At 55.0% G+C, this 14,956-nt stretch carries 13 protein-coding genes; 2 read left to right on the forward strand and 11 right to left on the reverse strand.

From position 1 onward, the window contains the following. A partial coding sequence (locus tag F3J37_RS28230; protein ID WP_237449393.1) for a hypothetical protein occupies positions 1 to 109 on the forward strand: 109 nt, incomplete at its 5' end. 32 nt (positions 110 to 141) lie between these two features. Here the strand turns inward: F3J37_RS28230 and F3J37_RS25355 are convergent. From F3J37_RS25355 to cmoM, 7 genes are all read right to left on the reverse strand, one after another. Continuing rightward, entirely contained in the window at positions 142 to 771 is a 630-nt protein-coding gene (locus tag F3J37_RS25355; RefSeq protein ID WP_166936442.1) for an MBL fold metallo-hydrolase, read from the reverse strand. Positions 772 to 807: 36 nt separating this feature from the next. Then, positions 808 to 1,359: a peptidoglycan L,D-endopeptidase MepK gene (gene mepK / locus F3J37_RS25360; protein WP_034820522.1), complete on the reverse strand. Its 552-nt coding sequence runs from the start codon at positions 1,357 to 1,359 to the stop codon at positions 808 to 810. 188 nt (positions 1,360 to 1,547) lie between these two features. Continuing rightward, positions 1,548 to 3,338: a L,D-transpeptidase gene (ldtD, locus tag F3J37_RS25365; protein WP_370662141.1), complete on the reverse strand. Its 1,791-nt coding sequence runs from the start codon at positions 3,336 to 3,338 to the stop codon at positions 1,548 to 1,550. Positions 3,339 to 3,518: 180 nt separating this feature from the next. Next, the gene (mukB, locus tag F3J37_RS25370) at positions 3,519 to 7,985 is read right to left on the reverse strand and encodes a chromosome partition protein MukB (RefSeq protein WP_166936444.1); all 4,467 of its coding nucleotides are present in this window, start codon (positions 7,983 to 7,985) and stop codon (positions 3,519 to 3,521) included. Continuing rightward, complete coding sequence (mukE, locus tag F3J37_RS25375) at positions 7,982 to 8,716, reverse strand: chromosome partition protein MukE (protein ID WP_166936445.1); 735 nt, start codon at positions 8,714 to 8,716, stop codon at positions 7,982 to 7,984. The genes mukB and mukE overlap by 4 nt, the downstream gene beginning before the upstream one ends. Further along, positions 8,697 to 10,019 carry a chromosome partition protein MukF gene (mukF, locus tag F3J37_RS25380; RefSeq protein ID WP_034820534.1) on the reverse strand — a complete coding sequence of 441 codons (1,323 nt, stop codon included), beginning with the start codon at positions 10,017 to 10,019 and terminating at the stop codon, positions 8,697 to 8,699. Before mukF ends, mukE begins: the two co-directional genes overlap by 20 nt. An 11-nt stretch (positions 10,020 to 10,030) precedes the next feature. Beyond that, the gene (gene cmoM, locus F3J37_RS25385) at positions 10,031 to 10,804 is read right to left on the reverse strand and encodes a tRNA uridine 5-oxyacetic acid(34) methyltransferase CmoM (protein ID WP_166936447.1); all 774 of its coding nucleotides are present in this window, start codon (positions 10,802 to 10,804) and stop codon (positions 10,031 to 10,033) included. Positions 10,805 to 10,928: 124 nt separating this feature from the next. Here cmoM and elyC point away from each other — a divergent pair, with 124 nt between their 5' ends. Then, positions 10,929 to 11,714 (forward strand): envelope biogenesis factor ElyC, encoded by a 786-nt coding sequence (gene elyC, locus F3J37_RS25390; RefSeq protein ID WP_097119319.1) that lies wholly within the window; start codon positions 10,929 to 10,931, stop codon positions 11,712 to 11,714. Here elyC and F3J37_RS25395 read toward each other — a convergent pair. The 4 genes from F3J37_RS25395 to F3J37_RS25410 form a co-directional block, all read right to left on the reverse strand. Then, complete coding sequence (locus F3J37_RS25395) at positions 11,694 to 12,587, reverse strand: YcbJ family phosphotransferase (protein WP_034820543.1); 894 nt, start codon at positions 12,585 to 12,587, stop codon at positions 11,694 to 11,696. The two genes, elyC and F3J37_RS25395, sit on opposite strands and share 21 nt — an antisense overlap. Positions 12,588 to 12,697: 110 nt before the next feature. Further along, entirely contained in the window at positions 12,698 to 13,447 is a 750-nt protein-coding gene (kdsB, locus tag F3J37_RS25400; protein ID WP_166936449.1) for a 3-deoxy-manno-octulosonate cytidylyltransferase, read from the reverse strand. Further along, positions 13,444 to 13,626 (reverse strand): Trm112 family protein, encoded by a 183-nt coding sequence (locus F3J37_RS25405; RefSeq protein WP_007887424.1) that lies wholly within the window; start codon positions 13,624 to 13,626, stop codon positions 13,444 to 13,446. The genes kdsB and F3J37_RS25405 overlap by 4 nt, the downstream gene beginning before the upstream one ends. Positions 13,627 to 13,720: 94 nt before the next feature. Then, positions 13,721 to 14,938: a winged helix-turn-helix domain-containing protein gene (locus F3J37_RS25410; RefSeq protein ID WP_166936451.1), complete on the reverse strand. Its 1,218-nt coding sequence runs from the start codon at positions 14,936 to 14,938 to the stop codon at positions 13,721 to 13,723. Between the last annotated feature and the right edge of the window lie 18 nt (positions 14,939 to 14,956).

Below are 14,956 nucleotides of genomic sequence, written 5' to 3' on the forward strand. Positions count from 1 at the left end.
AGAGATGGTCAGACTGCCGGGACGACGGGAGCGCTCGTTCCCAAGGGTGGTGAAAGAGAGACCCTATAAATATCCGACAGCAAGAAGAAAAAATGCCAGTCAGGCTTAACTGACTGGCATTAGGCCTTAATGGCCCATTTTTTATTGCAGGAACGGATTACTGATACGCTCCCGACCCAAGGTGGAAATCGGACCGTGGCCCGGCACAAAGGTCACATCATCACCCAGCGGTAACAGCTTAGTGTTAATCGCATTGATTAAATCGCTGTGGCTGCCCTGCGGGAAATCGGTACGTCCGACACCGCCATTGAAAATCACATCACCCGATATCAATAAGCGCCCAGCCCGGTCGAAGAACACAATGTGTCCCGGCGTATGACCCGGGCAAAGCAGCACTTCCAGCGTGACATTCCCAATCTGCACCGTTTCGCCCTCTTCCAGCCAGCGATCCGGCGCCAGTGGCGCACATTCCGGCAGGCCAAACATGCGGCTTTGCGTCGGCAAATTATTCAGCCAGAACGCATCCAGCTTGTGAGGGCCAACAATAGGAATTTGATAGTGTGCGGCGAGTTCAGCGGCGGCCCCCACATGATCAAGATGACCATGCGTCAGCAGAATTTGCGCGGGGGTTAATCCCCGCTCAGCCAATACGGCAATAATCGTCTCGGCATCGCCGCCGGGATCCACCAGCGCCGCCTGCTGGGTTTCGTCATCCCAGATGACCGAGCAGTTTTGAGAAAAGGCCGTAACCGGAATAATGTGGTAATTCATAGGGCTCCATGACCGACACACGCAGCGCTGCCGGTATCAGGACCAGTGCCTTGCAGGCCCGGTATCTATGTGTACGAAGTTGCTGCGCGGGTAATATCCTACACCACCGGCGCGCATAGATAACGCCGCTTTGCGAACATTGCTTAATGAAATTCCCTCGATATGGAAATCCATTGCCTGCCCTTTGGTGTGATAGCTGTGTTTGGCCACGCCAGGACCCGATTCGCGCAGCATGTTGTTAGTGGCCAGCGTACGGTAGCCTGAGATCAGCTGCACCGGTTTGCGGGTGTTGAGCACCATCTGTAAGCGATAGAGCTGATCAAACAGATGCGGATCGATGTGTTTCACTTGATTGGCGCGGTAATCACGGAAGAAGTGATTTAAGCGGGCTAACTCATCCTTGTCATAACTCTTGCCGTTAAAAAACTCCGTTTTAAGGGTTTCACCGGTGTGAAGGTTATTAAGCGTCAATACTCGGGGGCGCGAGGTGGAAAGCGAAGCCAGCGCTGAACCAGGAAGCAGAGACAAACCTGCCGCTGCGCCTCCAATCAGGAGCAATCGACGACGTTGAGAATCAAAATTAGCCATGTAGCGGGGTTACCTAATCTAAAGCGATAAAAAAATGTGTAAAAAGTACACAAGGCCGAACAGTAAACGCAGCCTGGAGGTCAGTCAACCCGCAATGTGTCACAGAATGACCAAAACCCGCGCAAAACCGAAATTTTGCGACGGGCCCTGATCTTTTCGAAGAGAGGTGAAATCTGGCAAATCAATGACTAGAGGAGAAGTTTTCCTGCTTTTGACAGAACCTGGCTACCGGAACGCGCAGGGTTATCATAATTGTAAATATCTGTACGATATTGCGGCTGTCCATCCGCCGCGACCCATGCGGTTAAATAATAGAGATTAACCGGGATGCGGTGGCGAATCGGCACGTAGCGCGTGTCGCCCTGTTTCAGCGTGTCGGTGATGCGGCTGTCATTCCAACCCACATCCTGCAGCAGCAGGTCGGCCAGTTCAGAGGCCTTATTCACGCGCACACAACCAGAGCTCAGTGCGCGAATATCGCGCTGGAACAAACCATGGTTAGGCGTGTCGTGCAAATAGATGGCATCGGAACTCGGCATATTAAACTTATATCGACCCAGCGAGTTCATCGCGCCTGGAGCCTGACGAATGCGATACGGGAAACTGGCTGCAGAAACCATATGCCAGTCAATCATCGACGGATCGATCACTTCGGCATCCGCACTCCAGCCCGACAGTAAGGTATAGCCGTGCTTGTAGAGGTATCCGGGATCTTGTTTGACCTTCGGCACGATATCCTGACGCACCAGTGTGGTAGGCACATTCCACGGTGGATTGAGCACCACATTGTTCAACGCACTGCGCATCAGTGGCGTTTTACGATCGGGACGACCGACAATCACCCGCGATGACAAAATCGTGGCTCCGTTGTTGTAATAGGTGAGTGAATAGTTGGGAATGTTCACCATAATGCCGTTATGCATATCATCCGGCAGCAGACGCAGGCGCTGGATATTCAGTGCCAGTAACGATGCGCGCATCTGCGGTGACACATTCAGCCACTCACGCGTGCGAGGGCCTATCGCCCCATCATCCGCCAGACCTTGCCAGTGCTGGAAACGTTTTACACCTTCCACTAGCGCGGCGTCATACACATTGTCGCCAGCAGGCGTGGTATTCGCCACCACGTTGCCGGTTGCCGCAGGTGCCTGTGCAGACAAATCATTGACGCTGGCCGCCGATGGACTCACCGCGATCGGCTGATTGCTCTGGCTGACCGGCACAGGTGCTGTCGGCACGGCATCATCAGCTGGCGTCGGTGTGCTGCTGTGCGTTGCGGCAGTCAGCATGCCGGTTCGCTGCAAAATCTCTCTGAGCGCAGGCACATCGTTGCTAATTTGGCCGGGGCGGAGCGTCCCGCTGTCGCGCAGTTGTGGCCATGGACGGTTATCGGTCAGCAGCGCTTTGAGCGCACTGTGCATCGGCGCATATTGAGGATGTTGCGGCGCAAGCGAGATGATAAACGCGCGACTGCCACCACCGTTTACCGCATTTTGCCACTGGTTAATGGCAGCAACGCCCGGCATCGTCAATTTGTAGGGAACATTACTGTACAGCCAGGTTTCACCCTGCGTCGGCACATTGGCGACAAATTGCAAATAGCCCAACATGGCATCGCTCAGCACGATGTCACGCGCCATGCCGGTAATCGTGGGATTAGTCAGTAGTTCAACCCAACGAGTGAACTGTGGCTGGACGCCGGATAGCGCCACCTCCGCCAACTGTTGCTGGAAAGCCTGCACCGCTTGCTGATCCTGCCAGAGTGGCGCCATATTACGCGCGGCGTAGATACCGGCTAATCCCGGCAGATAGAAAGGCTGCTGACTGGGGCTAAAAGCCTGCTGAATTTGATGCTGACTCGCCGCCACTGACATGGCGCTATGTGAAGTTCCGGGTAAAGCGGCAATGATCGCGGCATGGCTGGTGGCCAGCGGCGACAATACCAGTGAAACACTGAGTGCGAGTACCGCACGATTCATTCTGCTTCTTCTATTCAGCCACATCCCTGCCCCCTTCTCACCTAAGACACAGCGCCCTGTTTTCGCTATGTACAGCCTTACTCTTATTGTTGAGTATACAAATAAAAAACGGCATCTGCCTCAGTGTGCAGATGCCGCTTACAGATTAAACGGTGCGCTGTTTTTTAACCAGATTCAGCGTCAGGTATTTTCTGTTTCTAAATCGATATCACTGGTGTCGCGTTTTGCTGGCACAGGATCTGCCGAGAATCCACGCAGCCCCACCACATGCACGTGTTCAGTGTTGTTAAACACTTTACGCACCAGCTTGTAGGTGGTGCCTTTCTCCGGGCTGATGTTCTCTGGCGCAGCAATCACCAGCTGCATCTCCAGACGCTCACACAGTTCGAACAGGGTGGCGATGGAGCGGGCATCGAGACGCGCCGCTTCATCAAGGAACAGCAGTCGGCATGGCGAAATATCTTTACCGCGCAGACGACGTGATTCCTCTTCCCAGCTTTGCACCACCATCACCAGAATTGACATACCGGTACCGATCGCTTCACCGGTTGACAACGCACCACTCTCCGCGCGCAGCCAGCCATCGGAGCCGCGGTTTACTTCCACTTCCATCTCAAGATAGTTGCGATAGTCGAGTAGCTCTTCACCGATGGTTTGTGGTGTGCGCTGCCCCATATCAATTTGTGGATTCAGACGTTGATAGAGTTTCGCCAGCGCTTCGGAGAAGGTCAGACGATTACTGGTAAACAGATCCTGATGCGCTTCATGTTCTTCAGACAAGGTATCGAGCAGCGTAGAGTGCGCTTCACGCACGTTAACATTCAGACGTACACTGCGCACCTGACCAAAGCTCACGGCCTGCAAGCCCTGGTTCAGCTGACGAATACGATTCTGCTCACGCTGAATGGTTTTACGAATGATATTCGCCGCGCTGCGTGAACTGATGGCCAGCGTCTGCTCGCGTGCCGTCAGCTCTTCCGTCAGACGATTTAGCTCAATCTCCATCTGCTCGATGGCTTCAACCGGATCGTCAGTACGAATGATGTCCTGACGAATACGTTCGCGCAGATGCTGATACACTGCGATAAAGAACTGTACTTTGCGTTCTGGACGTTTTGGATCTTCCGACATGCGCAGCACATCACGCAGATGTTCGTTATCCGCCACCGCCAGACGCAGTGCACCCAATGCCTTATCCGACATTGAACGCAGTTCATCTCCGCCCAGATAGGCCATCTCACGACGATGCAGGCGACGCTCCATGCCGTTCTCTTTCACCAGACGCAGCACCGTACACCAGCCTGCTTTAGCGCTGACGACCTGCTCACGAATCTGGTGATAATCGCGCTCCAGCTTGCGCAGTTTCTTCTGCAGGCCGTCCATTTCGGCTTCGCAGAACGTGAGCTGTTTCTCCAGCTGATTACGACGAGCACGGTTATGGCTTAATGCGGTATAAAGTTCGTCGCGTCGGGCGCGGGCGCGCTCTTCGGCGCTGGCATCGGCATGCACGCCGATATCCTGCATCTCCTGCTGCAACTCTTTTAGCATGTCACGCTTGGCGTCATAGGAACTTTTCAGTGATGCCAGCACTTGTGAATATTGTGTCAGCTGCGCCTGATGTTCGCGCAGACGTTCACGCGCACGACTGCGCTCACCCTCCGCCTGATCCAGACGCTGGCGCAGTTTTTCATTGAGATCGCTGTTGCCGGTCAGCATGCCGGCAGAATCTTCATAGCTAAAGTGGGCGCGACGCTGCACCACCTCCGTCAGGGCAAAGGCCTGCTGACGCGCATCACGCTGCTGCTGCTGTGCTTGCTGGTAATCGCGCTCCAGCTGATCATGCTGCTGCGGATCGCTTTGCAACACCGACACCAGCGGCTCCAGCTTGCTGATTTTGGCGCCATGCTGATGCAGGAAGCGCGCCGCTTCCTGAGCTTCTTCGACGCGTTCACGGATCTCTTCGCAGCGATCGCCAAGTGAATCATCCAACAGCAGATTCACGCGTGGCAGCAGGCGGTTAAGCTGGCTGACGCCCTCTTTAGCCTGTTCAAACTGGGCACGCTGCTGCTGGTTATCATTCTCATGCTGTGCCAGACCCCGTTCCAGCTCGCCACGACGGCTGTTTAGCTGGCGGATCAGCGCTTCAGGATCCTCATCAAAGGCCACCGCTAAATGGCTACCGATAAAGCGGCTGAAGGATTGATGCAAGCGCTGCGTTTTCTGCACGTCGAAGGACAAAGTGGCAAACCGTTCTGCCAGCTGGTCGCGTTCATTGTTCAGCAGTTCCAGCTGGTTTTCACGCGCAGCGCGGCCAAACAACGGCACTTTAGGGAAGCGGGAGTAGCGCCATTGACGCTCAGCCACTTTCACTACCACGGCGTTTTCCAACTCATCAACACTGAAGACGCTGTCATCAAACGCCTGCGGATCCCCTTCAATCAGATAGAGATCTTCCGGGCAATCCTCCAGGCCATCCAACAGTTCACGCACCAGAGATAAATCGGGTACCACAATCGCATGACGCGATGGGCCATACAGCGCCGAGAAGTACGGTGCGTCATCCAGTGTGACGTCATCGTAAATTTCCGACAGCAGTACGCCGCCAAATCGTTCCGCCAGTTGCGTCAGGCGAGCATCTTCCGCACCACCTGGTTGACTTAAACGCTCGATCTGTTGCTCGACTTCACGTTTACGTGCCGCCACATTGTCACGTTCAACGGTGGTTTCACGCTCACGTTCCAGCAACTGCTGCATGAACTCAGTGATCTGCTGGCTGTTAGTCAGCGCCTGACCCGTTTGCTCGCTAAGCTGCGTCAGGATTTCCTGCGCGGCCAGCCAATGTGGCGCACGCGCCGTCAGTGCAGTGATGCGTTCACGCAGCTGTTCCAGTTCCTGGCGCATCAGCATGCGGCGTTCACCGGCATCGGACACGCTTTCGTTCAGCTGTTCAATCTGTGCTTCCAGCTCGCGCTGCAGCCCTTCCAGCGCGTCGGCATCGTACTGTTGCCCCTGACGCTTGCAGAAATCGGCTAACAGGCGCTCGGCATCATGCTGCTCGCGCAGGCGCGTTTCCAGCTCATTGAGACGCAGGCGCAGCGAAGAGAGCTGATCGGCATGATGACGCTGGTTAGCGGCATCACGCAATAAGTCGCGTCCCACTTGCCATGCATCCTGACGGCTCACTTCGCCGGCGATACTGGTCACCAGCGCTAATGCCTGCTCAAATTGACTGTGTGCCGCTTCGGCCACGCTGAGTTTCTGCTCCAGACGTAAAAGTTGCTCAGTGGCTTCTTCTTCGCGTGCCTGGAAGGTTTCCTGCCATTCAGCTGCGTTATCAATGGTCAGATCCGGCAACTGGCATTGCGCACGGGCTTTTTCCAGCGCCTGCAACGCTTGCTGATACTGAATTGCCCGCGTTTGTTGCACATCGAGTGCCTGCTGGAAATCGGCTAACTGGCTTTTCAGTTCATCAACTTCAATTTCAGCCGCTTCGGCACGCGCTTCATTCTCTTCCTGCACTTCGCGGGCTTCCGCCACCACTTCATTCTGTTCTTCGAGGCGGTAAGTCAGCTCTTCGAGATCGGCATCATAGCGCTCGATCTTCTCCTGCTGACGCATGGCCGTTTGGACCAGATTCAGGTGATCGCTGGCGCCTTGATAGTCAGTTTCCAGATCGCTTTCTGCACCGTTGTGCTCAGAAAGTTCACGCGCCATTTCGATGTGACGATACTGCTCGGAAGCCAACTGGTTACGGCTGGTAAACAGCTCATTGCGCAGTTGCAGTGCCCCATCGAGGTGAATGCGACGCTCGTTGGCGTGACGCATATAATCTGCCGACACATAGCTGGTGGCTTCAGAGATCAAATGCTTAAACAGGTCGCGATCGGACTGCGTAACGCGAATCGCTTCCAGCGTCATGCGGTTTTCACGCAGCGCGGCTTCCATATCCTGGAAGGCTTTGCGCACGCCACCATTTTCTGGCAACAGATAATCACGCAGTGAACGGGTGATAGCGCTGGAGATACCGCCGTACAGCGAGGCTTCAATCAGACGATAGAACTTACTGCGGTCGCTAGCGGTGCGCAGACGACGCGGCACCACGCCCAGCTCGAACAGGACGGCGTGGTAATCCGTAACCGAGTTGTACTGACGGAACTGCACGCCTTCCTGCGCTTCAACGCGTTCTTTCACTTCCGCCAGCGGTAATACGCGCGCCTGGCGGCTGTTAAGGATTTCGGTCAGCATATCGGTCGGCTGCGAATCGGTCGGCAGGCCATGAATACTGAAGGGTTTGATATCGACTTTTTTATCGCGTCCAGCAACCTGTTGCAGACGCACGCCGACCACCACGCGCTGATGGCGCGAATTGACCACATCCAGCACCGCATAACAGACACCCGCGCGCAGTTTACCGTGCAGACCTTTATCGCGAGAGCCCGAGGTGGCCCCCGCTTCGGTGGTGTTACGGAAATGCAGCAAGGTGAGGTCGGGGATCAGCGCCGTGACAAAAGCCGCCATGGTGGTGGATTTACCCGCACCGTTACCGCCGGAGAGCGTGGTCACCAGCTCATCGAGATCAAAGGTACGGGCAAAGAAGCCGTTCCAGTTGATCAGCGTTAGCGAACGAAATTTACCGCGTTCAATCATTCCTGTTCATCCTCCGCGTTATCACTCGCATCGCTGTCAATGTCATTCTCGTTATCTGCATCATCACTCTCGTTGGCCGCGGCTTTGTTCTCCAGCGTCATGGCTTCGCCGTCGCGGATCAGACGCAGCTGTGCTTCACGCGCATCGTCACCGCTGCGCACATCCGCACCAAAGCGGAACACCGACTCCATGATGCGGAACTTGCTGCTGTCGTTGCCCATGTACCACACCATACCTAAGCGGCGCAGGCGGCTGATCGAAGCACGCATTTTTTCCTGCAGCTTGGCACGATCCAGGTCAGAACCTGTCGAACGCTGGTTTACCAGCTTGAGCAGTTTGCTCTCATCGGCCAGTGATAGAAGCTCGTCGTACAGTTCCTGCTGGGTGAAAATCCCTTCGTTGGCCAGACGTTCCGGACTGAGATAGAGATAACAAAGGATTTTGCCAACCATCATGTCCAGCTCAGACAGAACCGAGCGGGGAATCAAGGTGGTGGAACGTGGACGCAGATAGAAGAATCCTTCTGGCGCACGCATCAATTCAACGTTATATCGCGCATAGAACTCTTCCAGGTACTCCTGGTAGTCCATCAAAAATGCGTGATTGTCCAGCTCTTCAATGCCAATGTGGCGGCCCGCGCGTAACTGGCTATCCAGCGCCGGGAAAATCGGGTTTGCCAGTGCCAGCGCCAGTTTGACGGGCATCACTTGTTCAATATTTGTCGATGACATGTGCCTGCACCTTGGCTCCGTAATCATTAATAGTCTGCCATTCTGCCGGCAGACCGGCTAAATCAGCTTCGGCGACACCGAGACGTACTGCCTGATCGATGACGATACGCGCCAAATCAAAGTGGCGCGCACGCGGGTATTGCGCCAGGTAATCGCGCATCACCGTAGCGAGATGGAGCGGCTTTTGCTCCAGCTTATAAATCTGCAATGCTTCTTCGATCATCGCGGCAAGCTGCTCACGAATCTCGTTAAACTCTTCGTACTCCATCTCTGGCGGCAGTTCGCCCATCACCTCATCATTACGCAGCGTCATCTCTTCATCGCGCATATCGTAAAGACGGTCGGCATTCGCGTAGGTCAATGCCCAAGGCTGGTCGAAGTAGTTCTGCACCGACAGGCGTAAACGTTGCGCGAAGACGCGGTTCTTATCCATGTCGATAGCGGTACGGATAAATTTATGCACGTGGCGGTCGTAGCCAATCCACAAATCGATGGCCTGTTGGCCCCAACTGATGATGCGGTCCAGCTTATTTTGCAGGTCAAACACCAGCTTATCGACAAAGCCCAAATCCGGGCTGCTCAGCGTAGCATCCTGAATGCGCAACAGATTGGCCTGCAATTTATCGCCTGCCGCTTCCAGCGTATCCTGCAGTTCACGCAGTGTGCCGGAGGTTTCCGACAGCAGCAGCTCACAGCTGGAGATAGCTGCACGCCAGTCTTTGTTCAGCAGGTCGGCAATATCGGTTTTCACCGCTTGCTGCTGCTCATCCATCAGGCGCTGAGTCATGTCGATACTGTCGAAAATCTCGGCCACGGAATATTTCAGCGGGGCAAAGACATTGCGATGCCAGTGGAATTCATCACCGTCTTCTTCGGCGGCATCTGCGGCGCGCTTCAGCTCCTGTGCCACAATCGACAGCTGCATCGACAGGCGCAGTGTGGAAAATTCACGCTGACGGATGTAGTAATCGGTAATGCCGATGGCGAGCGGCGTCAGGCGATAAATCGCATGGCCTTCGGTTAACTCGCTGGTAAAACGGTTGAGCAGGCGCTGACGCACCATGTCATTGATGGCGTTGTTGGCACGTACCTGAACGGTTTCGTGGGTTTGTTCAAAGGCCTTGCTGACATGACGAAACGCATCGATCAGTTCACCTTCACTCATTTCACCGTCCATGCGCTCACCGTTTAAGGTGGCGATAGCCAGCAAAAAAGCCAGACGTTCTACCGGCAACGCAAGTGAAAAGTCATTCTTGCGCGCCCATGCCACCAATTCGGGGACCGTCTGGGAAAATTCGCTCATAGTTGATCCTTCTACCTGGGTTTGCGCGCGGTCACGTGGATATAGCGCCCTAAACTTAAAAAGGGCTCCTGACGACAGTAGCGCCGTTCCATCTCAATAATCTCTTCAACGCTTTTGACGACGCCGGGCGGTGGCGGTTTCATGTAATCACAAAACACGCGAATGCCTGCACGCTGTTCAATCTCAAAGCCCGCATCACTTAACCAGCGATTAACGTCCTGAGGATCGCGCGGGAAATCCGGTGACAGCGTACGCTTTTTGCGTTTAGTCATATTGGCACGCAGATAGCCGAAATTGCCGAGTTGCAGGGTGCGGAACGTCAGGGCATGCGCATTGTAAAACATCAACGACAGCACGCCACCGGGCTTCAGCGTGTGCCACAAGGCACGCAGCGCCGCTTCCGGTTCTGCCACCCACTCCAGCACAGCGTGAAACAATACCAGATCAACCGGCTGATCCAAATGTTCGCCCACCTGCTGCGCGCTAATTTGTTTGAATTGCATGTTGTGGCTCACACCCTCGGTGTGCGCATGCGCTTCAGCCAGCTTTAACATCTCCGCGGAGAGATCGCACAACAGCACCTGATGGCCACGTGCCGCTAATCCACAGGAGATTTGTCCTACGCCACCGCCGGCATCCAGCACTGACAGTGCGCCTTCAGGCAGTGTCGGTAACAGCGCATCCAGTTCGTCCCACAGGATCGCCTGCCGTACCTGCCCTTTGCGGGTGCCATAAATGTTCTGCGAAAATTTGTCCGCCAGATCGTCAAAGTTACGATCCTGCATGATGATGGCTCCACTGTGCTGCATTCAACTTGTGCTATTTTGTCACAGGCTCAACAAGAATGAACCTTTCACGCCACAGTAACTGTCTGGCTGCTGTTTTTTCGGACAAAAGGAGCAAATTTCGATGTTTTTTGCCTTAAAGAAATGGATTGGCGCGATGTTATTACCTTTACCACTGCTGTTGTTGCTCATGGCGGTAGGACTTTTACTTCTCTGGTTTAGCCGTTGGCAAAAAGGCGGCAAAATCCTGATCTCTCTGAGTTGGCTGCTGCTCCTGCTGCTCAGCTTGCAACCCGTTGCCGATCGTCTGTTGCGCCCCATCGAACAGCATTATCCAACCTGGAACGGTAGCGAACCGGTGGATTATATCGTCGTGCTGGGCGGTGGCTACACCTTCAATCCGAATTGGGCACCAAGTTCTAATTTGCTCAACAACAGCCTGCCGCGCGTAACAGAAGGTGTGCGCCAATGGCGTCGGAATCCACAAGCAAAAATGATTTTCACTGGCGCTGCTGCTGGATACAACCCCCGCAGCAACGCCAGCGTGGCGGCAGAGGTAGCCGAAAGTCTGGGAGTGCCACGTTCGGCGATTATCACGCTGGACCAACCGCATGATACGGGCGAAGAAGCGCTGGCCGTCAAACAAACTATCGGCAATCACCCTTTCCTGCTGGTCTCATCGGCGAACCACTTGCCACGTGCAATGCATTTTTTCCTGAGCGCTGGTCTGAACCCCATCGCCGCACCGGCCAATCAGCTCGCGATTACCTCGCCAATCAGCGCCTGGGACCGCATGTTGCCATCGCCAATGTGGCTGGGTCACAGTGAACGTGCGATTTATGAAACCCTGGGCCAGATTTGGCAACGGCTGCGTGGCGATGACTTGCTGTCATCCGAGCCAGGGAAGTAACTGCTCGCGGGCATGATCAAAGCGCGGACGGTCAAACTGTCCGCTGCTTACCAACGTATCGACACAATCCCATAGCTGATACAGCCAGCGCCGCCAGATAAAGCCTTCAGAAACCGGCGCGCGTTGCAGGTAATGCTGCAGCAGTGAGGCTTCAGCCCCGCTATCTGCCAGCCGGATTAATTCATACTCACGCGGAGCCCAGAGAATATTGCCTGGCTGCATCATCGCTACCAGTTGGTCACTGCGTGCATCTTTCAGCATGCTGGATAAACGCAGGTTGCCGTGCATCAGCACGCAGGGATCGTCAAAGTCTTTGAAGAGATTAGTTAACTGCTGTCGGCTGCGGTACAGGATCTGCCGATCTTCCAATGTGAAAAATGGCGGTGACAGATAGCCCAACGTGGCCCACAGCACCTCGATGCGCTGGCGATACCAGGCTGGCCAGTTGTTTTCCTGGACACTATCAACCCTTCCCACTAATCCGTGGCTGTCGATACGGTGCCAGCCGAGTACACCCTCGACAATCTGCTCACACAGTTGCTCCCAGCGCACGGCAGTGCGCGCTGGCGCTTCGGCGGAGACGCCATTGAAGCGCGCCATCAGTAGCATTTCATGTACCGGCGGCTGCTGACTGAGCACCAGGCCAAAAACCGCAGGTACTGTGACCAGTCCATCATGACCTAACATGGTGAGTTTTTTGGCTTCCAGCGCCGCACGACCTTGATGACGAAAATACTTCGCCACCAGCGGCATCGGTTTACCGTCGTTGTCATAGAGTGCGTACAGCCGCGACTGCGCCTGTTCGCTAATGGTTTCGAGGCGGCTGATACCTTCACCCAGTATCAACGCCAGTTCTGAACGGAGCTGTTCCATGCGTTATCCTCCGCAGTCAATTGACTTCACTATCCTGGAGGTCATGGTGGCGCGAAACTTAGCGCCAGATCAAACTTTATGGCCAGCGCGAGCGGCTGGCCGGTCGGGCTTTACCCCTGCATGGCCGCACGAACACGAACCAGATCCTCTGGTGTGTCCACGCCAACACTTGGCACGGTTTGCGCTACGGCAACGTGAATCTTCTCGCCGTACCACAGCACGCGCAATTGTTCCAGCAATTCAATGTGTTCTAACGGGCAAGGTTCCCACGCAATGTAACGACGGATAAAGCCAGCGCGATAGGCGTAAATGCCAATGTGACGCAGCAAAGTGTCACCGATCTGCTCGCGCGATTTCGCATAGCGCTCGCGATCCCACGGAATGGTGGCGCGTGAGAAATAAAGCGCATAGCCTTTCGCGTCCATCACCACTTTAACCGCATTGGGGTTAAACGCTTCTTCAGCGTCGGTAATCGGCACGGCTAATGTCGCCATCCCTGCATCAGCCTGCGCCAGATTATCGGCGACCTGGCGTACGATTTCTGCCGGAATCATCGGCTCGTCGCCCTGCACGTTGACGATAATGGTGTCATCGGCAAACTGATATTTCTCAATCACTTCTGCCAGGCGCTCGGTGCCCGACTGGTGATCTGCGCGCGTCATGCACACTTCGCCACCGGCAGCGGTTACCGCTGCAGCAACCTCGGGGTGATCGGTCGCCACAATTACGCGATCGGCGCCCGACTCGCGTGCGCGCTCCATCACGTGTACGACCATCGGCTTACCGTGAATATCCACCAGCGGTTTGCCGGGGAGGCGCGTTGATGCGTAACGCGCCGGAATAATGGCGACGAAACTCATGGATGGATCTCTTCAACAGACAGCGTACGCGCTTCCACTTCGAGCAATACCGGAATGCCGTCGCGCACCGGGTAAGCCAGGCCGTCTGGTTTACAAATCAGCTCCTGCTGCTCTTTGTTGAAATACAGTTTTCCGTTGCAAACCGGACAGGCAACAATCTCAAGTAAACGGTGATCCATAATTTTCTCCTTTCAGCACCGATTTGTCAGGCGCTTAGCATACCATAGCGCACCCGAAGCACAGTGCGCCGGGCGCGGCATTATTACGATGAACTCAATCGTTGATAACCCAACGATGCGTCCAGGCAGCAAGCAGTTCGGCAGGGACATTTTCAACGATGACCTCATCGGCACCTTGCCACTGTGCAAAGCGACTGATGGCTTTTTGCACATCATTCAGAAAGGCCTGGGTAACACGCACGCCGGGCTCGAGCCAAAATGCACGGATAATCAGCTGCTGTGCCTGGCGGTCCATCTTTGCATCAATACGCGCTTTGAGTGCACCTCGGTGTAACACCGGCAGAACAAAGTAACCATAGACGCGCTTCTCAGCAGGGGTATAGCACTCAATGCGGTAATCAAAGTTGAACAACTCGAGTGCACGCCGACGATCCCATACCACCGGGTCGAACGGTGACAACAGAGCCGTGTGGGTGGCAGTAGGCATTTTTTCCAACAGCGGTAATAAGCTGGTGTGCAGCCACATCTCCCCGAGCTGTTCCACTTCAACGCGCACGATATCGCTCTGGGTTTCGGCATCCTTAATCCAGGCCTGTAATGGCGCACGCTTCAGTCGGTAGTAATCGGCCAGCCAACTGGCGCGAAAAATCCCCAGACTGCGGGCACTGTGCCCCAGCATCGCTTGTACCGCTTCCGCTTCATTGAGTGCATGTTGTTCATCATCCCAATCAGGCATCACTCGCGTGCGCAGATCGTACACCCGCTGGAAGTTACGGCGTTCGACCACCATCAACTCACCCGCGCTGAACAGGTTTTCCAGATGCCGCTTGTGTGGCTTCCAGGCCCACCAGCCGGGTTTGGTTTGCTTATCACTGGCAAAATCAGCGGCGCGCACCGGGCCATTTTCAGCGATATGATTCAGCAAGGCGGCGATTTCTTGCTGATGTTCTTCAACCCACTGCTCGTTGTATTTCCACCCCAGCCGCTGCGGTTCCAGCATGCGATGACGCAACAACGGGTAATCTTCAAAGGGAATAAAACAGGCTTCGTGCGCCCAATACTCAAAAAGCGCACCGGAGGCCAATGTTTCTTCCAGCCACTGTGTGGGATAAGCGCCAAGACGGCTGAACAGCACCAGATAAGGGCTACGGGCGACGACATTGATGGTGTCGATTTGCAGTAATGACATCTGGCGCACGCAGGCATGGATATCGGCAAAGCGTGCCCGGCGGCTCGGTGGGCGTAACAGCCCCTGAGCAGCCAGATGTAAGTGACGAGCGGTTTGTAGCGAAAGGGACGATGTTGTGGTCATGACTCGGTTCCCTTTGAG

Source organism: Candidatus Pantoea communis (assembly GCF_011752685.1).
Classification (GTDB): domain Bacteria; phylum Pseudomonadota; class Gammaproteobacteria; order Enterobacterales; family Enterobacteriaceae; genus Pantoea; species Pantoea communis.

Coding starts and splice junctions, on each gene's coding strand:
- cmoM (WP_166936447.1), bottom strand. CDS start 10,804: ATGCAGGATCGTAACTTTGACGATCTGGCGGACAAATTTTCGCAGAAC.
- ldtD (WP_370662141.1), bottom strand. CDS start 3,338: ATGAATCGTGCGGTACTCGCACTCAGTGTTTCACTGGTATTGTCGCCG.
- F3J37_RS25355 (WP_166936442.1), bottom strand. CDS start 771: ATGAATTACCACATTATTCCGGTTACGGCCTTTTCTCAAAACTGCTCG.
- F3J37_RS25395 (WP_034820543.1), bottom strand. CDS start 12,587: ATGGAACAGCTCCGTTCAGAACTGGCGTTGATACTGGGTGAAGGTATC.
- mepK (WP_034820522.1), bottom strand. CDS start 1,359: ATGGCTAATTTTGATTCTCAACGTCGTCGATTGCTCCTGATTGGAGGC.
- mukF (WP_034820534.1), bottom strand. CDS start 10,019: ATGAGCGAATTTTCCCAGACGGTCCCCGAATTGGTGGCATGGGCGCGC.
- F3J37_RS25410 (WP_166936451.1), bottom strand. CDS start 14,938: ATGACCACAACATCGTCCCTTTCGCTACAAACCGCTCGTCACTTACAT.
- kdsB (WP_166936449.1), bottom strand. CDS start 13,447: ATGAGTTTCGTCGCCATTATTCCGGCGCGTTACGCATCAACGCGCCTC.
- F3J37_RS25405 (WP_007887424.1), bottom strand. CDS start 13,626: ATGGATCACCGTTTACTTGAGATTGTTGCCTGTCCGGTTTGCAACGGA.
- mukB (WP_166936444.1), bottom strand. CDS start 7,985: ATGATTGAACGCGGTAAATTTCGTTCGCTAACGCTGATCAACTGGAAC.
- elyC (WP_097119319.1), top strand. CDS start 10,929: ATGTTTTTTGCCTTAAAGAAATGGATTGGCGCGATGTTATTACCTTTA.
- mukE (WP_166936445.1), bottom strand. CDS start 8,716: ATGTCATCGACAAATATTGAACAAGTGATGCCCGTCAAACTGGCGCTG.